Genomic DNA, 21,168 nt, shown 5'->3' with positions numbered 1-21,168 from the left:
TCTCTACCGTTCTGCTTTCACGCTTTGTTCGCCTGCGGAAGCCCAAAGCAGAGTGCGAGAAGACGGTTCTGCTCGCGGACCGTCCACGCGCCGGCGAAACCGAAGCCCTTCCGCAGCCAGAGCATGGCCTCGAAGCCGCAGATCGTGCGTCGCGCTGTATGGAAGGAGCGGAAGCCGCCGATCCGGGGCATGTTCTTCTTGACCCGGAAGTGGTCGCTCTCGATGCCTTGCTGCAGATGTTTGGTGACGTAGTGGAGCGGCGCGTGGGGCAGAAGACTATCGCTCTTCGCAGCCACGATCGCGGGTGGATAGGTGCTGGCACCATCCGTGCCGATCCGATCGGGCGCAAGAAGTGGCTGATCCGCCAGCATCTTACGGAAGAACCGCTTGGCCGCGTCGAGATCGCGGTTAGCGGTGAGGAGGAAGTCGACTGGGTTGCCGTGCTTGTCGACAGCTCGGTAGAGGTAGCGCCACTCACCACGCACCTTGATGTAGGTCTCATCGATCCGGATCGACCCGCAGTGCGGCTTGCGAAATTGGCGCAGCCGCTTCTCGATCAACGGCGCGTAGGCGAGCACCCAACGGTTCAGGGTGCTGTGGTCCACCTCGACCCCGCGCTCCAGGAACAGCTCCTCGATGTCACGATAGCTCAGCGGGTAACGCAGGTACCAGGCGACGGCCTGAACGATCAGGGCCGCCTCGTAGTGCCGGCCCTTGAAATCGGCTTTGGAGCGCTGCTTCAGCTTCGCGGCTATGGCGGACAGGATCATGGGGTGGCCTCCGAAACAGGAGGTGCCATGCGGGCTCTATGGTCAACGCGGGGTAAACGCCACGGGTTTGCGACAGGGCCGTATTTTCCGCAGGCCCGCGCGCGCAGCCAGCAGGCCAAAGGCTGACCGCCATGCCGATCCGCCCGGAGAACCGCTTTTTCTACCCGATCGACTGGGCGCAGCTATCCGACGTGATCCGCTTCGGACGAGCCAAAGGGTGCTGTGAAGGCTGCGGCCGCCCACATGGCTAGCTGGTCGTTCACCTGGGTGACGGCCGCTGGTGGGATGAGGCTGCGCGAACCTAGCGCTCTGGCAAGGGCCGCCCGCTGAAGCTGCTTCCGCTCGAGTGCCTGCCCGCTGACACAGTGATTAAGACCACCCGCGTCTACCTGGCCTGTGCCCACCTCGACCACGATCCCGGCAACAACGATCCAAAGAACCTCAAGGCGCTCTGTCAGCGCTGTCACATCCTGCATGACCGAACGGAGCACCTGCGGTGGTTTACCTATCAGCATAGAAAGGCGCTGGGGGACCTGTTTCTAGGCCCCTACCCGTTTCGGTACTGAAGTTTGCCATTCTGCATCCTTGATCAACATATGGTGTGGTGATACACATTCTACACCAATATTTGGGGGTGTGCAGGAGTATGGGTTTCCACGGGCTGTTCATTGGTGTCGATCGCTATGCGTCTCCGCACATCAATTGGTTGAGCTGCGCGCGGAGAGACGCAGTCGCTCTAGAAACCCTGTTCTCAGACACTCTTGGCGGGGCCACGACTCTCCTCGCTGACGAGGATGCGACTCGGGCTGGTATTGAGGCCGCTTTCCAAACCTTGGAAGGCTGCGATCCCGAGGACACTGTCGTAATCAGCTTCTCTGGACACGGTTCAGAAAGCCATGAACTGATTACCTATGACGCTGATATTAGAAATCTCCCTGAGACAGCTATTCCACTCGATGATCTTACCCAATGGTTCACTCGCATCCCTGCCAAGCGTCTAATCATTCTCCTTGATTGCTGCTTTTCCGGCGGAATGGGTGCCAAGGTTCTTCGCGTTGAAGCGGTGCCACGGCGCTTGAACTCTGTTGAGGCGCAGCTTGCCCAGATGTCGGGAGAGGGCAGGCTGATCATAACGGCTTCGGCTGCAAATGAGCCTGCTTGGGAAAACCCTCGCACTGGTCACGGTTACTTCACCCATTTTTTTATCGAGGCTTTGCAGGGGGCTGCAGAGGTTATCGAGGGTGGGCGACTGCCAGTCTTTCGCCTTCTGGAATACGTCACACGCCGCGTGGTCGACGCTGCCGGGCAATTCGGGTATCCGCAGCATCCTGCGCTTCGCGGGACGATGGATAGGGAGATAAGCTGGCCCGTTTTTGTGCCCGGTGAGCGCTACCAACGCGCCTTCCCTGATCGTGCAGGCGCCCGTGCGACGGCCGAGATCGCAAGCCTTGCTGCATTTGGGTACCCCCCTGATGTGATTGAAGCTTGGGGTGCCGCGATCCCATCGCTCAATCAACTACAACTCGATGCTATCAACGACTTCGGAGTCCTGGCCGGACAGCACTTAGTTGTTGTTGCTCCGACATCATCCGGAAAGACGATGATTGGCGAGTTGTCGGCTATGAAAGGCGTAATTGAGCGCAAACGTGCTCTGTTCCTGCTGCCACTCAAAGCTTTGGTCGCTGACAAGAAGCGCCATTTCGAGTCTGTTTATGGAGCTGCGGGCCTTCGGACCGTAGAGGCAACAGGCGAAACAGATGACATCGCGCCAATCCTCAAAGGGCAGTATGATGTTGCGCTACTCACCTATGAGAAGTTCGCCGCGGTCGTCCTGACCCATCCGCATGTGCTGGAGCAAGTCGCTGTCATCGTCGTCGATGAAGCTCAGATGGTTGCTGATAACTCGCGCGGGGCCAACCTGGAGTTTCTGCTGACCCTAATACGTATGCGGAGGCGAGACGGTGTTGAGCCTCAAATTATAGCGCTGTCAGGCGTAATCGGTGACACGAACGGCTTTGATCGCTGGTTGGGTGGCCGTCTACTGCGCCGTGATGAACGTCCAGTACCGCTCGACGAGGGACTGATCCTTTCCGATGGCCGCTGGCAATACCTTGATGCCGCGACGGGTGAAACGCGGATTGATGGTCCGATCATACGTCCGATCTACTCTGGCAAGAACTCAAGTCAGGACCTCATTATTCCCTTGCTTCGCAAACTCGTCGGAGAAGGGCAGCAGGTAATTGTCTTTCGCGAGCAGCGAGGGGAAACGCGCGGCTGTGCCAATTACCTTGCACGGGAACTCGGTCTGCCACCCGCGCAAGACGCACTGGCCCGACTGCCTGGTGGCGACATTTCCCAAGCCTCTGCTGCCTTGCGTGACGTACTTGCAGGCGGCGTTGCTTTCCATAATTCACACCTCGACCGTGAGGAAAGACGCGTTATTGAGGAAGAATTTCGCCGTCCTGGATCGGGGCTGCGCGTGATCGTGGCAACCACAACGCTTGCAATGGGCGTCAATACGCCAGCGTCGTCTGTGGTGATTGCCGGGCTTACCCATCCGGGTGACATGCCGTACTCAGTAGCGGAATATAAAAATCTTGTTGGACGTGCAGGTCGCCTGGGGTTCACAGAGCGCGGTACGTCCTACCTTGTGGCGATGACTCCCCGCGAGGCTCATGGTTATTGGGACCGCTACGTTACAGCTGCGCCGGAAGACCTGCAGTCACGTTTCCTGGACGCGGAAACCGATCCCCGGTCACTGATCGTCAGGGTTCTTGTAGGGGGCGGGCGTGCAGTTGGGGGCGCTAGGGCCGGCATGAGCGCCGAGCAGATCGCGACCTTTCTTGAAGCGAGCTACGGTGCTTTCCAGCAAGAACTCCGATTTGGTCGATGGAACTGGCAGCATAATCAACTCATCGCCGCTGTGACCGACTTGGCTCAGCACGGTTTGATCGAAGCGCACGCCGATGGGCGTTACGAACTCACACCTCTCGGACGGCTTGCTGGCGAAAGCGGAGTGGAAGTTCTTTCGATCATACGCTTAGTTGATTGCCTAAGGCGTACTCACTCAGAACAGATCACCGACCCAGCCCTTGTGACGGCAGTGCAGTCTACCGTTGAGCTTGATCAGCTTTATATCCATCTAAATAAAAGAACCCCTAAGGAAGGTCAGTCTTGGCTGCCAGCTCTTGCCCACCAAGGCGTACCGCAATCGATCTTGGGTAGCTTGGCGCGTGATATGAAGGAAGCTTCCGATCAGGCTGCTCGTGCTAAGCGTGCCGTGGCGGCTCTCGCTTATGTTTCAGGCGAGGAAATTAGTGTCATCGAACGAATGTTGGCTCGACATGGAGGCGTCTTTGACGGTGCTGCCGGGCCCGTCCGCAGCATAGCAAGTCGAACAGCCGACCTACTGGGAACGGCAGCGCGTGTGGCGGAGCTCCTGCATCCCGAACTTCAGTTCGGCGATCGCATTGATCGGCTTACGCTTCGCTTGACCCTCGGGATTTCTAGCCATGCCGTCGGCCTAGCACGCCATGCCGGCATCAATCTTACGCGTGGTGACTACCGCCGCCTTGTTGCAGCAGAGCTTGTAGAGCCTGAAGCAGTCCTTGCCGCGACTGACGAACAGCTTCTTACCTGCATCGATCACGATCGGTTCCGCCTCGCATTAGTCAAAGCTGCTGCAACTGCAGCAGTTGCGGACCAGATAGCAACTGAAGCTGAATTAATTGAGTTGGCACCCTACGTGGCTTGAATGGTTGACCGTCACGTTCCGGAACCAGCTTTCGCTTGATTGATATATTTCCGATGTCGCCGGATGAACGTTGTTAGGTTTGTGAACGTGTTTGGTGTCAGAATAGCTTTTTCCAATTCCGCATGCCACGCACTCTGAGCTTCAATAAGTGCCAATGCATCAACCACTTTGTCGCGGACAAGCTCCCTACTTACCTTCGGAAGGATAGCGCCATTCAAAGCAGCTGCCTGGCATTCAAGGAAATTCAGGTATTCAGTGAAAGCCTGAGATTTTTCCTCCTGAGTCGCCGCACGTACAAACGCACTCTCTCGTTCCAGAGTGTTGGCGAAGAACGTCTCTAAGGATTGTAAATCTGCCGCTTTACGAGACTCACGAACTTGCCAAAAAATAAGGGGTAGTGTGATTGCAGCGATAATAGCAGAAGCAGCTTGCCCTATCGCTGCAACGATCGTCCAATCCTGATCAGTCACAGTCAAACTTGCCAGAATTACTTCTTGGGCGTCTGAGCAGGAGGTGGATTTGCGGGGGCAGCTGGCGCGTTCGGCGCAGCCTGTCCTGATGCGGGAGGGGTATTCAGAGCAGATTGCAGCAAAGCCGAGGTCAGACCGCGCTGCAGCAGGCTTGACGTTAAGCCGCCCTGGATGCCGCTCAGCCCACTGGGAACGTCCTGCGGGCTACCGTCGAAGAAATGGCCGCCCGGAAAATCCACTTTCACAACCATCCTAAAACCTCGCTTTTCACACTAGCATGAGCGGACCGCTTCCTACCTGTGATGATAACCTGTGTTCTCCTTTTGTACAAAGGATGAATAGCAGCGGCTGTGGATCGCAGCACAATCTTGAGCTATGTCCCGCGATCTCCGACGCTGTTAGCGTCCGGTAGCTACCGCCAAGTGTACGCCAGCTGCCTTCTGCACCGTGCTCAGCACGCTGAACAGATTGCTGGCGGTTGGATTGCCGGTTGGGCTGAGCATACGCATCAGGCTCTTGGACGAGCTGCCAGTCTCCACAGCCAGACGCTCGAAGCCGATCGTTGCGTTGATGTAGTCGCGCAGGACCGCCTTGCCGGTGTCTAGGTCGCCGGCCAGAAACTGATCGACCGCCTCGGTCAGCAGGGCATTCCGAAACGCCGGGTCGCGCTCGGCGCGCGCTTTCACGGTGTCCTTGAAGCTGCAGGTCAGGGCCATTACCCCTCCTCCTTCTTGCGTCGTTTGTACTCTGCCCAGTGCGCCTGCGCCTCGGCGATGTCGTCCTGCTGCCGGCGCTTGGTGCCGCCACACAGGAGGATGATCAGTGTGTCCCCGTCCTGCCCGAAATAGACCCGGTAACCGGGCCCCCAGTCGATCCGGTACTCCTGCACCCCTCCCCCGACGCCTTTGGCGTTGGAGAGGTTGCCCCGCTCCATCCGGGTTAGCGCGACCGCCACCTTGGCAGCCGCCTGGGCGTCCAGGTCATCGAACCAGCTGGCGAACGGGCTGCCGCCACGGCCGTCCAGAAACTCCCTGATCTCCATCTAGCATAGTACCATATACGTTACCAATCAAGCCTGCTCTGACAGGCTGCTGGTCCCGAGGTACACCGGAGAGGCTTTAAGAGTCCCCGCCCCTGCCCGCGGTTGCGGCAGGTTTCTGGGCAGCGGTGTAAAAATCAGGAAATCCCCTTTTACGATTTTGTGGTGCACGGCTGCTGTCAGGATCGCCCGGTGTGCGTCTGCATAAAGGGACAGAGACAGGTGGCCCCGGCTCATCACCGGGCGATGCTGTACGGACCAGGCCCCACGGGTACAGCCGCCAGCATCCCAGTGGGACCCTGCTTCGCGGTCTGCCCGCGATGGTGATCCTCGCTTTGCTCGCCGCTCGGAGAGCGGTGCTTTCGCATTCGCCGAGCGTAAATACGATTTTGTGCGTCTGCGCCTTTCCAGAAATGTGGCCCCTGCGGCACACCGTTCGCACAAGCCGTTAACCAACCGTTGGCAAGGTCGTGCTTGTGTGAAATCGTAATCCTACAGAAGCGGCTTTGCGGAAAATCGTAAATCCGAAAATGCGCAAATCCAGAAAGGCGGCTACATGATCATCGGGGTGCTCAACCAGAAAGGCGGGGTCGGCAAAACGACCATCGCCACCAACCTCGCTGCGGTCTGCGCCAAGGCTGGCAGTCGGGTGCTGCTGGTCGACGCCGACCCCCAAGGCAGCTCGATGGCCTGGTCGTCCGCCCGAGAAGCCGATCCGCTGTTCCCGGTGATCAGCATGGCCAAGCCGACCCTGCACAAGGACCTGCCGGAGCTGGCCGCCGACTACGACGTGGTGATCATCGACGGCGCGCCGCGGGTGAACGATCTTGGGCGTGCCGCGATCCTCGCAAGCGACGTGGTGCTGATCCCGGTCCAGCCGTCGCCCTACGACGTGTGGGCCTCCGCCGACACCGTGCAGCTCATCCGCGAAGCCCAGCAGTTTAAGGAAAACATCAAAGCCGTTTTTGTGATAAATCGCAAAATCGTAAACACGGCGATCGGTCGCGATGTCGCCAACGCTTTGGAACAGTTTGATTTTCCGGTGCTGCTCAATGCCCTTTGCCAGCGGGTGATCTACGCTGAGAGCGCAGCACAGGGGAGGGCGGTGATCGAAACCGACGCCAAGAGCGAGGCCGCGATCGAGATGGCCCAGCTCGCCAACGAACTCCAGCTGACCAAGGCCGGTAGCAAAACCAAAAAAGAAAGGAAGGCCGCATGAGCAAGGGTGGCAAGTCTGTATCGTTCAAGGTGCCAACCTCCAAGCTGGCGACCGGTGCGGACGCCTGGATCGCCAACCGTGGCGCCGAGCCCGCGAGCGACCGGGAAGGGGGCACCGTGACCGCCCTGAAGCCCGTCGAGGCTGCGCCGGCTGAGGCACCGAAGGAGAAGATGTCCCGCTTCACCATCGACGTGCCCGAAAGCCTGCACCGCCGGGTGAAGATGCAGTGTGCCGCCCGCGGTCAGAAGATGGCCGACATGATGCGCGATCTGCTCGAACGCGAGTTTCCGGCGTCGTAATTGCGCTGATGCAGAAATCCGCCTTTACGACTTTCCGGAAAAGCTGACGTGAGCGAGCCAGTCCGCCTCGACCTGATGCCCCTCGACCAGTTCGGGGCGTTGGGGCTGCACGCCAAAAACGACTACCTGCAGGAGCTCGCCGACACGTTCTGCGCCAAGACCGGCCGTGAGACGCTCGAACTCAGCAAGGACGCCCTGAGCCGTCTCCGGCGCTTCTACAGCCGGCGCAGCCTGGCAGACCTCAAGGTCTCGCCGGAGCCGACCAACGCGCTGGAGCAGGCCCTCAGGGACCTCGGTGAGGCCGTCAAACTCAACGAGCGGCGCCCCGACATCGTCGGCGCTCTGACGGCCGAACTGCCGGCGCCGGTGCTGCGGGAAGCCCCCGAGGACGACTCCCAGCTCTCGTTCTTTGTGCCCAGCATCTACGACGCGCCGCTCAAGGACGACGTCAATCTGATGGACGTGGCTCCGTTCTCGCTGGGCAAGGCCAAGCGGGGAGGGGAGATCCGCTACGAGCTGAAGGATTGCATCATCACCATCGACGGCAGCGCCTCAGCGGGCCTCGCGACGGTGTTCGACTACGACATCTTCCTGCACATGGTCACCAGCCTCGCCGAGGAGGCCCGGCGCTACCGTCTCAATCAGGACAAGGGTCTGCGCACCGATGCGCCAGCCCGCGTCTACCGCCCCAGCTCGTCGCACATCCTGAAGTTCTGCCGGCGCAGTTCCGGCGGCAAGCAGTACAAGGACCTGGAAGCCGCCCTCGACCGGCTGCAGGGCACCCGCATCAAAATCCTCAACCTGACCGGCGGAAGCCGTCGTGAGGTCGTGGCGATGCCGCTCATTCAGACGTTCAAGGTGATCAGCAAGACCACCACAGGCAACATCGATCAGGTCGAAATCGGCATCCCCGACTGGGTCTACAACGGGGTGGTGCGCGAGAAGGGCAACCCGCAAATCCTGACCCTCAACCCGGAGTATTTCCTGATCACGCAGGGGATCGGCCGCTTCATCTACCGGCTGGCCCGCCGGGCGGCCGGCAAGAGCGGGATCGCCCGCTACGGCCTGAAGGAGCTGCACAAGCGCAGCGGCTCCCTGCAGGGGCTGCCACAGTTCGCCTTCCAGGTGCGCCAGTTCGTCAGCAGCACCCGGGTGTTCCCGTTCCCGGACTACGATCTGGAGATCGTTGAGGGGAAGCGCGAGGACATTCTTGTCATGCGCGAACGGAAGCCCGACGCGGCTGATGTGCCTTTAGGCAGTGGTGCCGGTGCGCCCGAGCTTCCGCTGACCTAGAGGCGTTTTTGTCAGCCATTTTTGTCAAAACCGTACTTCGCCAATGGCTCTGGTTGGCGGATGAAAGTCCCCGCCAGCCTGTGGAAAACTTTTGTCAAAACCGTACTTCGCCAATCGAAAACCGTACATCACCAATGACATCCCGTACATCACCAATGACAAGCCGTACATCACCAATCCGGGGGCCGTACATCGCCAATCTTTTTAACCGCTAAGACGCTGTAAAAGATCAGATTTTTCTGTCGGCAGGCGAAGCGCAAAACTCCTAAAACTATTTAAAACCTAGAAAACTATCTAAAACGCTGCGCCGGTGGATAACTCTCCGCTTGTGCTCTCAACCAATCCGGCCCAGCTGAAGCGCCCGAATCGTTTTTGACAAAAGCCGACTGCGGCGGTCACCGAAACGAACCAGCCCCTTTTCGCTATGCGAAAACCCGCTCCCCCACCCGATATGGAAGCCGCCGTAGGCGGCTGACTCAGACTGGGTCCGCCTAAGGGCGGACAGAAAGAGTCTCTGCGAGAGAGTGAGTGGCAGAACCAGCCTGAGCGGCCTCAGGAAGCGTTTCAGACGGCAGAACCGACAGTGTGAGGTCAGAGCCCCTAAAACAGCCCACAGCCCTCCTGAGAGGCTTTGTCACCGCGCTTTGCGCAGTGGAGGATGATGCAGTCGCTCTGCGACCGCGAAACGCGAGCTGGGGAGGTGCCGTGTCTGGCGATGAACTTTCGCCGCGGCCGGCTGGAGGAGAATTCTGGGGCTGCTGTTCCCGCGGACGTCGTTTGCCGCCACCCTGCTTGCCGCCATGAGGCTGACGGCTGAACTGTCTGGGTTCCACCAGGTCGCCTGCGTGCGCAACGGGCCCAAATCTGGGACCAGGTTTCCAGTGCTGTATATGCCCGGAAAATCGTATTTCTGTAAATGTGGCTTTGCGGTTATCTGGTTTGCAGGATTTCCAGCGTGTGCGGATCTTCCTGTCCCCCAAAATACCGCTCCAACGCCACCCGGAACGCCGGCTCATCCGGTGCCGCACGCCCAAACAGGGTCATGCTGGAGCGGAATTTCATGTCATCGGGGGAGCCGAACACCTGGTGCGCGGTCCGCCCGGTCACTGCGTTGACTGCCGCGGTGCAGACCCGCAGGCGCTCGCCGAGGACCGGATGCTGCAGGTAGGCCTGTGCCTCATCAAGACCGCTGATCGCGTAGCGCTGCGCCATCGCGCTGAACCCGAGGCCGGCGACCTGCGGGAAGATGAACCACACCCATAGAGAGGCCAGCGCGGAAAACACTAACTTATTCGGCCGCGTTGTCGGCCTCTGTGCCCTCGGCAATCTTCTCCCGATGCTCCTCCCAGGTCGCCAGGAGGAACATCGCCATGGAGCCTGCCAGGTTCACTGCGAGCTGTGCGTGCCGCGGCTTGGCCCGGACGGGCTTGCCACGTTGGCCATGACTGTCACCGATACGGTTGCGGATCGTGCCCAAGGTGTTCACGACGTTCTGGCAGCTGCCGAGAATGCTCTTGAAGGCTTCCTCGGTGTGCTGGTTGGGAGCCAGATTCATCTGCTTGGCGCACAGGGTCCAGAGTTTGGGCAGGTCGACATCATCAGGATAGGCGACGCCCTCCTCATCCAGGATGTGCTTACATGTCTGCTCCAGGTAGGTGCGGGCGATCGTAATGGCACCGTCCGGATCGCTTAGGCGACGCTGTAGGGCTTTCTCCCAGAGTGCACGGATACCGGCCTCGTCAAACCGCTTAACCAGTGCGCTGATTTCATCGTCAGCTGGCGTAGCTCCGGGTCCTCCCGCCAGCTGAATCTTGTAAATTCCCGAGCCGGAGACCGTGCCGGTCATCTGTAGGGCATAGCCATCTTTTATAAGGACCTGATTGATCCGGTCCAACAGACCGCCCTCAGGATGATCCTCGTCCCAGATTTCAGGGTCGAAGATGCGCTCCAGCAGCCGGAAGACCTGCCGCTGGTGACAGTCCAGAAAACCTAGGTGCTTTAGAAGGTCGACATTGTCCCAATCGTAGTTGTTGATACAGTGTTGATAAATGTCGCCGCGGATCGAGCGCACGTCTCCGTCAAGACTGGGTCGATGGTAAGGTGAGGGGATGTTGTCGAGGTCATAGACTGGCTCCAGGAACTCAAAGATCGATAGCTGACCTTCCAAGGTTATTGAGTTCAGGATTTTGAGCAGCCGCCGCCGCGTAATCATTGTGATCTGTGGCAAGTTTAGGTCTTCGACTATACCCAACGCATCACTCAAAGTACGGCTCTGGTAGTCAGCGTGCACCGTGCGACCGACCTGCAGCAATTGCGGTGTACTCAGCTCTTGCAAACGAACAAGTACGTAGCGGAACTTGCTGGCGAACGCTTCTTCGCCGGAGCCGTCCGTAAGCCCATAGCGGGTACAGACGCGAGGTATGTCATAAGCCTTCTCGCCGGACAGGATCGAAGCGATCTGACGGCGGAGCTCGTCGGGCGGCGACTTGTTTGGCATTTGTAGGAAAATTCTTTGGTCAGGCGGTAGCAGCAGTCGTAGGGGCTACTGCATCACCATCAGCATCGTCATCTTCGGACACGTCGTCCAAATCGTCCGCGCCAATTTCGATCGCACGCTCCATCAACGCGTTGTAGCGGTCGTTGGTAATCCCAGAATGCCCCGCAACGTACAGCTTCTTAATGACATGATAGGGGTTGAAGATCAGTGCATGTGAAAGCTGACCAGCCTGCCCGCTTTTGATGCTGATAAAGCCGAGTTCATCCAGGCGGCGTATCTTCTCAGCCCAGGTCCGCTCAGCCCTCTGGCCCGTGAAGCCAGAATGAAAGGCCATTTCTTTTGACTTCGAAAGGCTGACATACATTTCGTCGAAGGAACGGCACCAGAGCTCAGCATAGGTCAAGCCGGCGGGCGCGCCTTTCGTCATCTCGTCGATGATACAGATGATGAGGGGCAAGGTCCGCGGGACAGAGACGAAGCCATCGTTGCGGTTGCGATGCCAAAGGCGTGTCTCAAAATCGACGTCCGGCCAGAGCTTCCTGCGTAGTTCTCTGATTTTCTTGATATACTTGCTTGGCCGAGCCATCCCTATGGTTCCTTATATCATTAGGGCCAGGGTTTGGACCCCTGGCGGATTTCTCCGGCGGCGGAACGAGCTGGCTTTGGACACCTGTCGCTGAACCCGTCGCCTTTGATGCCAAAATAATGACGCCAAAATCGTTCTTATCCAAGAACTTGAGTCGCGCTGGTTGCGCGCCAGGAGATATGCTTCACGCCCCAAAACGTCCCATAAGCTGCGCGGCTACGCCAGATCAAAATGTTAGTTGGCGGATGGCTCTAGAAAAGTTTGTTACTTACCAGAGGCTTGGCTTCTAATTTACAGTGCTCAATGTGGGCCTGTAATCCAATGTGGGCCTGTGCTCCCACGTGATCGGAGCGAAGCCCCGCCTCCAAGCACGGTGGGCTGACGAGAAGACGCTGCACGGGGCGCTGCCCCCGGCTGCGGTCAAGGGGTATCCCCATCCTTCGGCGAAGGGCCTGCAGGTGGGTGATCCCCCTCCCCTGTGACCTGCGCCACCCCCGGTCTCGCCGACGGGCAGAAGGTCAGGACTGTGAAGCGCTGACGGGAAGGCGTAGCTTTGCCAAGATGGCAAGATGCAAGGCCGCCCGGCAAACCGCCGTGTATGAGGAGACGCCTGTGAAGACCCTGTTTGTGACCACCGCCACGCTGCTGATGCTCAGCGCTGCCCCGGCTCTCGCCATGAGCTGTTGCGGGGGCGGCAAGGGCAAGGGCGCGATGATGTGCGCCAAGAGCGGCGGCATGGCGATGAACCACACCAAGACGGGCAAGAAGGGCGGCTGCTGCTGCGAGGGCATGGGCGGCAGCATGAGCCGCCGGGGCTAACCCTGGCATCGCAACGCTGGAACTCAGAAACGGCTGATTAGCCGCGACTGATGGTGCTGGTCACGGCGGCGTGCGCCGCCTGGCCGTGGTCGATACCCTGCCAACCGACCCAGCCCGTGTAGAGACCCACCAACACGATCAGCGCGGCCGAAGCGTAGGGTGCCTGCCGGGCGAAGCTGCTGAACCCGGACCAGCGGGAGACGACGTGCTTGACGCTCAAGGCCGCCAGCACCCCGGCTGACACCATCGTCAGCGCCAACCCAATGCTGAAACACACCACCAGCGCGAACCCAAGGCTGAACTGCTTGAGCTGGATGCACAGCAGCAGGACGGTGATCGCCGCCGGGCACGGGATCAGGCCGCCGGTCAGCCCGAACATGACGATTTGCCCGGTGGTAACAGTGCGCCCGGCGAAGCGCCGCCGGATATCGTCAGCATGGGCGCGGGCGTGGGCGTCGTCCTCGTCGCCGAGGTTCATGTGATCGTGGTCGTGTTCCTCGAACATGACTTCGTGGGTTTCTGCTCCGGCCGTGGCGTCGAGGTGCAGCCGTGCCGTGAACGCGTGCGGCTCCGGGATTTCCTCAAGGCTTTCCAACAAGTCGCCGTTGCGCACGAACCCGAACACCTGCCGGGTGCCATCCGGGCGCAGGGTTTCGACGGTCAAGGCTTTGGCCTCCGGCAGCGCCCCGCGCTCGCTGCGCACGCGCCAGTGCGGCGGCACGCCGTCCTCGAACACCTCGAGCGTCAGCAGGCCGTCATGCGTGGTGATGTGGTGGGTCTCGTCGTAGTGGTGATCGTGGTCGTGCGGGTGGTGCTGCTCGCGCCACGTCCGCCACGCCAACCAGAGCGCAATACCGACGATCAGCACCGCCGAGGCGAGCTGGAAGTACGGCTCCGACGCCTCCCCGGCATACTGCTGGCCGAAGTACTGCCCAGCCAAGGCAATTACCCACACCACCGCCGTGTGCGACAGCGTTGCTGCCAGACCCAACAGCACCGCCTGCATAACCGTGCCGCGCACCGCGATGATGAAGGCCGCCATCATCGTTTTCGAGTGGCCGGGTTCGAGGCCATGCAGCGCACCGAGCAGGATCGCGGTCGGCACGAACAGCCAGGCGTGCGCCGTCCCCTGCGCAAGCAGGTCGGTCAATGAGGTCATGGCATCGGCTTTCGTTATTTTAGGTAGGTTTTTACCACCTCGATAAGCTCGGCCGCGCCCTTGGCGCGTTCGGCATCCGAATCAGTGTCCGGGTTCACGACGTGGTGGCGGATGTGGTCTTCCATCAGCTCGGCGGTCAGGCCGTTGATCGCTCCCCGCATCGAGGCAACCAGCATCAGCACATCGGCGCAGCCGATCTCCTGCTCCAAGGCACGCTCGACGGCTTCCGCCTGTCCTTTGATCCGGCGCACCCGCGCCAGCAGCTTGGATTTTTCCTTGATCGTATGGGCCATGGAGCGGCTTTCGCTTGTGTGAGAATATATAGGGGGGTACCCTATTTATTGTCGAGCATAAATTGCACGACCGGGGCATGGAGGCTCCTAGCGTGAAGAACGAAGACCCCTGCACCGGGGTGTGTCAGTGGGACGGCAAAACGGGCTGGTGCCTTGGCTGCGGCCGGACGGTCCCGGAGATCAAGGCATGGCGGAAGCTGACGCCTTACCGGCGCACCGCGCTCCTGCGCGAGCTGCCGCGCCGGGTTGAGCAACTGAGCAAACAGCAGTCGGCCGAGACGACCCCAGCCAAGCGGGTGCGACGCTCATGATCTATCCAATAAGAAAATTATACTTTCAGAATTCTCTTAGAATTTGATGCCGTAACATAATAGAGATCATTTGTTTTGCAGCAAAATCCCGGCGTATTATGACGCCGGGACGATTTTTGTTGCGATCTAGAATGCGCCACGCTGGCCCTGGAATTCTTGGATGCTGAGCGACGGCGCGGGAATAGTGTCCTGATTTGCTTCGCATTTTCCATTGGCATGGTCCGAACGATATTTCTTCCCCTGCTCAACGGTCGAGAATGAGGGCGTTGTCTTCGTTGCATCACAGCGGGATGGCATGGGAGTTGGAATTGGTCGAACGGGATCATGGCAGAGTTGCTTGATGATTTCGTCCGCGACCCACCCGCCTAGCATCTGACCAGCGGTGTGATCCTGTCGCCAATGAACGCCCCCCCAAAGTCGGGCCATACCAATGTTATCCGCTAAGTTTTCAAGCTCGACTGCTGCGTCGGGAAAGAAGTGAGCCATAACCTTGCTCGCCGCAGCACTATATGTGCTGTGACCGGATGGGTAAGCCGGATGTCGTGGCGTACCTGGAGAGACAAATGGTGACGGGCAGCGTCGGTTCGTGGTGTCGTTTCCTTCTTCATCAATCTCATAATCAAACAGAACACTGTAACGTTCTGACCGGTTCTCCGCAGCTGCTACACGCGCTTCCCAGATGATGGGCCGCTCGCGATAAACGCGGGTATAGTCAGGTGGATCACCGGACTTGTTGGTATCGCGATGGCCCCATTTGATATGCCAAGCGGCTAACAAGGCACTATAGATTGCAACATCAAGCGCCATCCAAATCCGTGCCTGACGAGGGGGAGAGACACTTCGTCTGAAAAGAAGGCAGTTCAGGGCATGCCTGTGCAAAAGACCTGGTGTTTCGTCTTCAAACAATCGGGCTAGATCGCGGCCGTTAACCACAAAGGGTTCTTGTTCAGCACACGGCATCAGAATATCAGCAATTTCTTCTTGTTCTGATCGGCGAATCTGTGAAGTGATCGGCGGCGGCTGGTGTTTCAGGAAAATACTTAGTGGCTTCCTTGTGCGATCTACGAGGTCGGGAGTGCCGTACGGTTTTCCAACTGGAGGGGTTGCTTTAAATGTACCAGCAACCGCAGTCGGGTCGTTTCTTATACTGGCAAGGTGTGCGAGTTCCTGTAAGTCGTTCTCTAACAAGCCTGGATCTATATCGTAGGGATCGGGAATACTCGAGGGATGTAGGCTGTGGATGTTGACAACACGAACTAGCTCGCCGGCAAAGGTCCAGTGACCAGCTTCCGGCTCAATTTGAGGTCCGGTTAATGCGTATCGCTGTGGATCGTAGTAATTGGCCATTGTGACACCCCTTCGTACCCTGTTGGGTATCAACGATCCTGCCCGGATCGTGAATGTTTGATAAGTGCCTTTAAGCGAAAAAATCGGGCCGAGGTCTGCTAAAATTCTACTCTGAATACTTCGCCCGCAAGGATGCTCCTAGTGTGCAGGAAACGACCGTTTACGGCGCATTCTTGTAAGGCAGGTCGGAGTGCCTGAAAGGCTTGGTGGGCTTGCCAATCAATTCCACCGCGGTCCTGGTTCAGTGTCGTACGGCCAATCGTACCTGCAATTCGTGACACCAAGGCGCGTGCCTGCACAGAAGCAGCATGCTCGATGAAAAGCCGCCGCGTCCAAGGCAGGCAGGTGGAAATCCCCATCCACCGCGGAAGCCTACGCCAGGCCTGCGTTAACGATGCCAGGCAGAAGGCCTTGTCGAATGGGGAATTGCCGCTCTCAGGCGCTTCCCAAACCCCCACGCCCGGGCCAAGTTTGGAGATGGCAGACCCAGCGCACGTGCCGCGCCGCCCTTTAGCAGAGGACGGCCGGCACCGGTGTTAGCAGCACCAGCCCCGGCCTGACCACGATTTGTATCCTGGAGAGATACTTGCCATGGCTATGACCACCCCTACCGGCATTGCGCCCCCGACGAAACCGTCCCGCGCCTCATCGACCGCTTTGGTGCTCTCGTCCGTCCCGCCGATCCGCATGATCGCCTGAAGGCTCAACCCTCCGCATTCCTGCCTGGAGTGCCGGCGGCCTTCGCTCTCCTGCAATCACGACACTCTGAGACGTCGGCAGCCTAGGGCTCCGACGCATGGCTGCCTGCTGTCCGAGCCGTTCGTCGGTCGGCCTGCGCGGGGGCTGGGTGTCCTTCTGGACGGATTTGAACCCTCATGACCATCATTCCCCACCCGGCTGCTCAGGGTAGCGGCCGGACCCGGCTGCCTGCAGGCAGCGACGCCGCATCCCGCTCGGCCACGTCCGGACGTATTGCCGTTCCGCTCGGCAGCGGGGCCGCACAGGGCTGCGGATACGGGCATACCGCGAACCCCTTTGCCGGTTCGCCTGCACTATTGGCGGCTGCCGATCTGGTCGTCGACCAGGCGCTGCGGAACGTCTTCACGCCCGACCCACTGCTCGGTCCCGGCCTGTCGCAGGTCGCATCGGTACTATCATCGGTTGTGAAGAGGCATGGCACGCTTCTCGAGGTGGCATTCACCGACGTTCTCAAGAACCGGGGCCGCTACCTGGTGATGCGGGACGTTCCGATGCCGATCACCGTGCCGACCCAGGAGTTGATCCGGAACAGCTCGATCTCCCAGTTGGGTGAAACGGCGATCGATCTCTCTGGTGTTATTGCCCAGACCGTTAAGCTCGATCTTGTCGTGATCGATCGCCGGACTCAGAACGCTTTCATCATCGAGATGAAAAGGGGAGGGGGTAAGTCCGAGGCGCGTAAAGTCCATCAAATCGAGTGGATCCTGCGCTGCGCCCAAGTGCAGGGCCTCGCGTTCCTCAAAACATTGGGTTTTCATGTCGCCAATGTTCGAGCCGTCCTGATCGATGTCTACGGACGTGGTGGTTATAGCCCTGATCTGTCCGTCAGCGGCAGGGACATCGACCGGCTCTTCGAGGAGCCCGTCATGGCTGCCATCGAGGCGGTCACCGCCCGGATCACGACCCGCCTGCGCGCGGACGTTCCCGAGCTTCTCACGCGCGCTCTGGGCACCCTCGAGGTGACCGGAACCGTGATGCCGATGCCGCTGCCGCCCCGTCCCATGGCGCGCTGATCCAAAGGGGTCGCGTCTGCGACCCGGCCGACTTCCACCCCTTTCCCTTTTCCCTCGGTACCGTTGCGCGTTCGCGCCCGTGCCTTCTCCAGGCTTGCCTCGATGACTGACCCGATCGATCCGAACCGCTCTCTGCCGGCATCTCCGCCCGCTCTCGCCTTCCCCAGTGCCCCCCTGACCTGGTGGAGGACCCTGCCGCCCGAGTTCCTCGATCTCACGGCTCAGAGGCACCTGCGCACTGCCCTTCTCGCAGCTCCGACCTTGCGGCTCCCGGGCTGGGAAGCGGCGATCCGGGCCGATCCGGCTGCTGCGATCGGGGTCGCGTTCACGATCCTGGCGGAGGGCGTCGCCCGACCCGGCAGCATCGACCGGGCCCTCTCGGCCGTGTTGCTCTGCGCCGCCCTCGGCGATGCCGCATCCCGCGACCTGCTCGTGCATGTCCTCGGCCGCCGCGCCCGGCGCCGGGCCGATCTCGACGCCTTGCGCCTCGCCCGTCGCTGGCGTGGCTGGGGCCATCAGGAGTCTTCGTCCGTCATCGCACCCGGCCGCTGAGAAGGATCGATCGATGGCTTTTTCCTCGACCGCACCCGTGCCGCGCATCGATGCCAAGGCGGCCTTGGCCCTCATCCTGGCCGCCTTTCCGAGGCGCTTGCGCCTCTGCCTGGATACGGCCTTGCGGATCCCGGCCGCCCGCGAGGGGATCGTTGCCGAGATCGCCGCCCTCGTGCCCGAGGCGATCGATCTGGCCGCGGCTTGGAACACGACCACCGCTGCTGCGGGGGCCGATCCCTGGTGCGATCCGAACGTCGTTGCTGCCCGGGGGGCTCTGACGCGGTTTCTCGACCACCACGCTGCCGAACGGGACGTACCAGCCGCACGGGCGCTCGCTGATTGCGTGACGCTGATGTCCTGCGGTGGCGACGATGCGGCGGCCGCCGTCCGCATCGCGCTGCCGATCTGGCTCGAGGCCGAGGCACTGCCGGGGCTCGTCCTCCACCTGCCCGCCCTGGCCGAGGCCCAGACCGCCCTCGGCCTCGGGCGCCGAGCCGATCACAACGGAGACCTCGACATCCACGAGGAGGCTGCAGAAGCGACGCTCCTCGATGGTTGGACCGCGGCACTCGAGGCTGCCTACGCGAGCCTGAACGCGGCCGCTTCGAATGTCGTTGTGGCCGCCGCCGTCCTCAGCCGCGGGGCGAGCAGCGAGATGCTGCTCTGTACGCTTCTGGTGCGCGCGCTTCTCCCCTTCGGGGAGAGGCTGACACAGCCGGTCGTCGACCAGGCCGGTGAAGACGAGCGTCGGCGCCGGCGCGTGGCCGAGGCGGCGCTCGCAAAGGCTCGAAACCGCGAACGCGAGCGCGAGGCTTCTCGGTTGTCAGCGATCCCGGGCGAGACGCGCCCTGCATTGATCGAGCCCGCTTCTCCCACCCCTGGGCAGATCGTCGTGGTCCGTGAGGTGCGCGAGCCGGCGGCCGATCGCACCCGAAATCTCACGCGCGGCTTCGAGACCATCATCGGGCGGCCTGTTCCGCTCGCCCCCGTGCCGGACCTCCGGGCGCTGCGCAGCAGCCTCACGTTCGAATTTCCCTACGCGCTGAACACCATCGACCGTCTTCTGGCCGATCTGGTCGGGCAGACCCACGTCGCGTTCCGGCCTACCGTCCTGGTCGGCCCCCCCGGGGCTGGAAAAAGCCGGCTCGTCGCTCGCCTAGCCCGCCATCTCGGGATCGGACTCTGGCGAGTGGATGCAACGCACGATAGCGGAGCGGCCATCGGCGGTCTGGATCGGCGCTGGGCGAACACCGAACCGGCCCACCCCGTGCTCGCGATCGCACGTCATGGGGTGGCTAATCCACTGATCTTACTCGATGAAATCGAGAAGGCCTCGACGGGAACGACCCATGGTCGCTTGTGGGACGGCCTCCTACCGATGCTGGAGCGTGAGACGGCGTCGGCCTACCCGGATCCGGCGTTCCAATGCGCGGTCGACCTGAGTCACGTCTCCTGGTTGTGTACGGCCAATGGCGTCGACCCGCTTCCGGGACCGCTGCTCGACCGCTTACGCGTGATTGAGATGCCGGCTCCGACCTCCATCCACCTCGAGGCCTTGCTGTCGCCCATTCTGGCCGGGCTCGCGGCGAGCCGTGGATTGAACGCCCACTTCCTGCCTCCCCTCGACGGCGATGAGGTGGCTGCCATTCGTCAGGCTTGGCCCGGCGGTTCGATCCGGCGCCTCGTCCGGCTAGTCGAAACGATCCTGGCGGTACGTGAAACTCTGAGCCCGCCGCACTGATCGCTGCTCCTTCCCACGATGACCTTCTTTGGAAATGGCCTTCGCGGGGAGGAGCCATGGGGTTTGAGACAATGGGACCGACGACTGTATCGGATCTCAACGGAACGGAGGACCTGCTGCGTTCTCATAGCCTTCCGTCCAAACGCCTGGATCGCGCGACGGCCTTGTACCGTTCGGTGGACGAGACAGGTCACGATCCTGCTTCCGAGAGGGGCGGGGGCATGCGAACGTCGCCCTCCGCGCAAAGTCGAGAGCAGCAGAGGAGGATTTGTGTCTATCACGCGACGTCAGCTGGCCGCCTCGCTGCGAGCCTGCATCCATGTCGCCGATCGTGAGGCGATCGCCCGCTTTCTCCTCGATCCGGCGACCGAGGCGAGCATCAACCCTTTTCGGCAGACCAGTGCCAGGTGCAACGCAGCATCTGGGCTGGGCAGAGCTTCGAATTCCGCTGCTCCCGAACGAAGGTGCTTGGCCTCACCTGTCTTCTGCGGGCCCTCGATACGCTGCCAACCGGTGAGCCGTTGGTGCAGGAACTCTTCGGCGCGGGCCCCTACCGTGTCTCCATCTACCACCTCGGCGACGGCTGCCAGCTCATTGGTGCCGTACTGCACGGTCGAGGGCCTATGACGTTGCCCGTTCTCAACGGTCCGTCGCCGCGACGGAACGCCAGGCGATCGCCCCCGCCCCTTTCGCGGCAACTGGACCTTTTTGCCTTCGTTGGGTTGGGATAGTCGGCTTGCGAGCGCGTTTCGGGTGCTCCGTGGCAGGCGCGGAATGAGTACCCCTGGTGCGTCTCAGCCGGCCAAGGCACGCATCTCCGAGACACCGTCGTGTAAGACGTAGCCGCGGCCCCAGACGGTCTCGATGTAGTTCTTGCCGCCTGACGCATTGGCGAGCTTCCTGCGCAGCTTGCAGATGAAGACGTCGATGATCTTCAGCTCGGGCTCGTCCATGCCGCCGTAGAGATGATTGAGGAACATCTCCTTAGTCAGCGTTGTGCCCTTCCGGAGGGCCAGGAGCTCCAGGATCTGGTACTCCTTGCCCGTGAGATGGACGCGCGTACCTGCGATTAAGGTGGTCTTCTGGTCAACGTTCACAACGAGGTCGCCGGTGGTGATCACCGACTGGGCGTGGCCCTTCGAGCGGCGGACGATCGCGTGGATGCGGGCGACGAGCTCGTCCTTGTGGAAGGGCTTGGTGAGGTAGTCGTCGGCGCCGAAGCCGAGGCCCTTCACCTTGTCCTCGAT

The 21,168-nt window shown here is 60.7% G+C and carries 21 protein-coding genes and 1 pseudogene; 10 read left to right on the top strand and 12 right to left on the bottom strand.

The window, feature by feature from the left end; genetic code table 11:
- Window positions 1-17 precede the first annotated feature (17 nt).
- Window positions 18-770 (bottom strand): IS6-like element ISMex25 family transposase, encoded by a 753-nt coding sequence (locus ASG63_RS14330; protein ID WP_043768345.1) that lies wholly within the window; start codon window positions 768-770, stop codon window positions 18-20.
- Window positions 771-901: 131 nt separating this feature from the next.
- Between ASG63_RS14330 and ASG63_RS26485 the strand changes: the two are divergent.
- Together ASG63_RS26485 and ASG63_RS24265 are read left to right on the top strand one after the other, a co-directional pair.
- Window positions 902-1,336, top strand: a pseudogene (locus ASG63_RS26485) (hypothetical protein).
- An 80-nt stretch (window positions 1,337-1,416) separates the two neighbouring features.
- Window positions 1,417-4,524 (top strand): DEAD/DEAH box helicase, encoded by a 3,108-nt coding sequence (locus ASG63_RS24265; RefSeq protein WP_082559313.1) that lies wholly within the window; start codon window positions 1,417-1,419, stop codon window positions 4,522-4,524.
- Between the two features lie 11 nt (window positions 4,525-4,535).
- Here the strand turns inward: ASG63_RS24265 and ASG63_RS25300 are convergent, their stop codons facing one another.
- From ASG63_RS25300 to ASG63_RS14310, 3 genes are all read right to left on the bottom strand, one after another.
- Complete coding sequence (locus ASG63_RS25300) at window positions 4,536-4,994, bottom strand: DUF4760 domain-containing protein (protein ID WP_156394196.1); 459 nt, start codon at window positions 4,992-4,994, stop codon at window positions 4,536-4,538.
- A 398-nt stretch (window positions 4,995-5,392) separates the two neighbouring features.
- Window positions 5,393-5,710: a helix-turn-helix domain-containing transcriptional regulator gene (locus tag ASG63_RS14315; RefSeq protein WP_056217531.1), complete on the bottom strand. Its 318-nt coding sequence runs from the start codon at window positions 5,708-5,710 to the stop codon at window positions 5,393-5,395.
- Window positions 5,710-6,036 carry a type II toxin-antitoxin system RelE/ParE family toxin gene (locus ASG63_RS14310; RefSeq protein ID WP_056217528.1) on the bottom strand — a complete coding sequence of 109 codons (327 nt, stop codon included), beginning with the start codon at window positions 6,034-6,036 and terminating at the stop codon, window positions 5,710-5,712. The genes ASG63_RS14315 and ASG63_RS14310 overlap by 1 nt, the downstream gene beginning before the upstream one ends.
- Window positions 6,037-6,589: 553 nt before the next feature.
- On the opposite strand from ASG63_RS14310, the gene parA reads away from it, so the two are divergent.
- Genes parA through ASG63_RS14295 form a run of 3 tightly spaced genes read left to right on the top strand, consistent with a single transcriptional unit; the run spans window position 6,590 to window position 8,844 of the window.
- Window positions 6,590-7,252 carry a ParA family partition ATPase gene (parA, locus tag ASG63_RS14305; protein WP_056217525.1) on the top strand — a complete coding sequence of 221 codons (663 nt, stop codon included), beginning with the start codon at window positions 6,590-6,592 and terminating at the stop codon, window positions 7,250-7,252.
- Complete coding sequence (locus ASG63_RS14300; protein WP_056217522.1) at window positions 7,249-7,551, top strand: hypothetical protein; 303 nt, start codon at window positions 7,249-7,251, stop codon at window positions 7,549-7,551. Before parA ends, ASG63_RS14300 begins: the two co-directional genes overlap by 4 nt.
- Before the next feature lie 48 nt (window positions 7,552-7,599).
- Window positions 7,600-8,844 carry a replication initiator protein A gene (locus ASG63_RS14295; RefSeq protein ID WP_082559312.1) on the top strand — a complete coding sequence of 415 codons (1,245 nt, stop codon included), beginning with the start codon at window positions 7,600-7,602 and terminating at the stop codon, window positions 8,842-8,844.
- A 930-nt stretch (window positions 8,845-9,774) separates the two neighbouring features.
- Here the strand turns inward: ASG63_RS14295 and ASG63_RS14290 are convergent.
- The 3 genes from ASG63_RS14290 to ASG63_RS14280 are packed head-to-tail and all read right to left on the bottom strand — an operon-like array spanning window position 9,775 to window position 11,927.
- On the bottom strand, window positions 9,775-10,128 hold the full coding sequence (locus ASG63_RS14290; RefSeq protein WP_244479910.1) for a DUF1810 domain-containing protein: 354 nt from the start codon (window positions 10,126-10,128) through the stop codon (window positions 9,775-9,777).
- A 4-nt stretch (window positions 10,129-10,132) separates the two neighbouring features.
- Window positions 10,133-11,341 carry an abortive infection family protein gene (locus ASG63_RS25815; RefSeq protein WP_056217516.1) on the bottom strand — a complete coding sequence of 403 codons (1,209 nt, stop codon included), beginning with the start codon at window positions 11,339-11,341 and terminating at the stop codon, window positions 10,133-10,135.
- Between the two features lie 19 nt (window positions 11,342-11,360).
- Window positions 11,361-11,927, bottom strand: coding sequence for a hypothetical protein (locus ASG63_RS14280; RefSeq protein ID WP_056217513.1), 567 nt, complete (start codon window positions 11,925-11,927; stop codon window positions 11,361-11,363).
- Between the two features lie 612 nt (window positions 11,928-12,539).
- Between ASG63_RS14280 and ASG63_RS14275 the strand changes: the two genes are divergently transcribed.
- Entirely contained in the window at window positions 12,540-12,746 is a 207-nt protein-coding gene (locus tag ASG63_RS14275) for a hypothetical protein (protein WP_056217510.1), read from the top strand.
- A gap of 37 nt (window positions 12,747-12,783) precedes the next feature.
- On the opposite strand, the gene ASG63_RS14270 is transcribed toward ASG63_RS14275, so the two are convergent.
- Together ASG63_RS14270 and ASG63_RS14265 are read right to left on the bottom strand one after the other, a co-directional pair.
- The gene (locus tag ASG63_RS14270) at window positions 12,784-13,905 is read right to left on the bottom strand and encodes a nickel/cobalt efflux transporter (RefSeq protein WP_056217507.1); all 1,122 of its coding nucleotides are present in this window, start codon (window positions 13,903-13,905) and stop codon (window positions 12,784-12,786) included.
- A gap of 14 nt (window positions 13,906-13,919) precedes the next feature.
- Window positions 13,920-14,198: a metal/formaldehyde-sensitive transcriptional repressor gene (locus ASG63_RS14265; protein ID WP_056217504.1), complete on the bottom strand. Its 279-nt coding sequence runs from the start codon at window positions 14,196-14,198 to the stop codon at window positions 13,920-13,922.
- 92 nt (window positions 14,199-14,290) lie between these two features.
- On the opposite strand from ASG63_RS14265, the gene ASG63_RS24255 reads away from it, so the two are divergent.
- Window positions 14,291-14,509: a DUF1289 domain-containing protein gene (locus ASG63_RS24255; protein WP_082559316.1), complete on the top strand. Its 219-nt coding sequence runs from the start codon at window positions 14,291-14,293 to the stop codon at window positions 14,507-14,509.
- Window positions 14,510-14,635: 126 nt separating this feature from the next.
- Here the strand turns inward: ASG63_RS24255 and ASG63_RS24250 are convergent, their stop codons facing one another.
- On the bottom strand, window positions 14,636-15,856 hold the full coding sequence (locus ASG63_RS24250) for a phosphatase PAP2 family protein (RefSeq protein WP_082559310.1): 1,221 nt from the start codon (window positions 15,854-15,856) through the stop codon (window positions 14,636-14,638).
- 875 nt (window positions 15,857-16,731) lie between these two features.
- On the opposite strand from ASG63_RS24250, the gene ASG63_RS14260 reads away from it, so the two are divergent.
- The 3 genes from ASG63_RS14260 (at window position 16,732) to ASG63_RS26480 (ending at window position 19,921) form a co-directional block, all read left to right on the top strand.
- Entirely contained in the window at window positions 16,732-17,628 is an 897-nt protein-coding gene (locus tag ASG63_RS14260; protein WP_156394195.1) for a hypothetical protein, read from the top strand.
- Window positions 17,629-17,730: 102 nt separating this feature from the next.
- Entirely contained in the window at window positions 17,731-18,180 is a 450-nt protein-coding gene (locus tag ASG63_RS25295) for a hypothetical protein (protein ID WP_156394194.1), read from the top strand.
- A 13-nt stretch (window positions 18,181-18,193) separates the two neighbouring features.
- Entirely contained in the window at window positions 18,194-19,921 is a 1,728-nt protein-coding gene (locus ASG63_RS26480; protein ID WP_244479909.1) for an AAA family ATPase, read from the top strand.
- Window positions 19,922-20,208: 287 nt separating this feature from the next.
- Here ASG63_RS26480 and ASG63_RS25290 read toward each other — a convergent pair whose 3' ends face one another.
- A complete protein-coding gene (locus ASG63_RS25290; RefSeq protein ID WP_156394193.1) occupies window positions 20,209-20,532 on the bottom strand; it encodes a hypothetical protein in 324 nt (107 codons plus the stop codon).
- A 183-nt stretch (window positions 20,533-20,715) separates the two neighbouring features.
- On the bottom strand, window positions 20,716-21,168 hold a 453-nt coding region (locus tag ASG63_RS14245), incomplete at its 5' end, for a response regulator transcription factor (protein WP_162248648.1).

The organism is Methylobacterium sp. Leaf94 (assembly GCF_001426045.1).
Lineage (GTDB): Bacteria > Pseudomonadota > Alphaproteobacteria > Rhizobiales > Beijerinckiaceae > Methylobacterium.
Note: the sequence above shows the minus strand (reverse complement) of the source record. Positions and strands in the feature narration are given on the sequence as shown.

Coding starts and splice junctions, on each gene's coding strand:
- ASG63_RS14330 (WP_043768345.1), bottom strand. CDS start 770: ATGATCCTGTCCGCCATAGCCGCGAAGCTGAAGCAGCGCTCCAAAGCC.
- ASG63_RS24265 (WP_082559313.1), top strand. CDS start 1,417: ATGGGTTTCCACGGGCTGTTCATTGGTGTCGATCGCTATGCGTCTCCG.
- ASG63_RS14315 (WP_056217531.1), bottom strand. CDS start 5,710: ATGGCCCTGACCTGCAGCTTCAAGGACACCGTGAAAGCGCGCGCCGAG.
- ASG63_RS14310 (WP_056217528.1), bottom strand. CDS start 6,036: ATGGAGATCAGGGAGTTTCTGGACGGCCGTGGCGGCAGCCCGTTCGCC.
- parA (WP_056217525.1), top strand. CDS start 6,590: ATGATCATCGGGGTGCTCAACCAGAAAGGCGGGGTCGGCAAAACGACC.
- ASG63_RS14300 (WP_056217522.1), top strand. CDS start 7,249: ATGAGCAAGGGTGGCAAGTCTGTATCGTTCAAGGTGCCAACCTCCAAG.
- ASG63_RS25815 (WP_056217516.1), bottom strand. CDS start 11,341: ATGCCAAACAAGTCGCCGCCCGACGAGCTCCGCCGTCAGATCGCTTCG.
- ASG63_RS14280 (WP_056217513.1), bottom strand. CDS start 11,927: ATGGCTCGGCCAAGCAAGTATATCAAGAAAATCAGAGAACTACGCAGG.
- ASG63_RS14270 (WP_056217507.1), bottom strand. CDS start 13,905: ATGACCTCATTGACCGACCTGCTTGCGCAGGGGACGGCGCACGCCTGG.
- ASG63_RS14265 (WP_056217504.1), bottom strand. CDS start 14,198: ATGGCCCATACGATCAAGGAAAAATCCAAGCTGCTGGCGCGGGTGCGC.
- ASG63_RS24250 (WP_082559310.1), bottom strand. CDS start 15,856: ATGGCCAATTACTACGATCCACAGCGATACGCATTAACCGGACCTCAA.
- ASG63_RS14260 (WP_156394195.1), top strand. CDS start 16,732: ATGACCATCATTCCCCACCCGGCTGCTCAGGGTAGCGGCCGGACCCGG.
- ASG63_RS25295 (WP_156394194.1), top strand. CDS start 17,731: ATGACTGACCCGATCGATCCGAACCGCTCTCTGCCGGCATCTCCGCCC.
- ASG63_RS26480 (WP_244479909.1), top strand. CDS start 18,194: ATGGCTTTTTCCTCGACCGCACCCGTGCCGCGCATCGATGCCAAGGCG.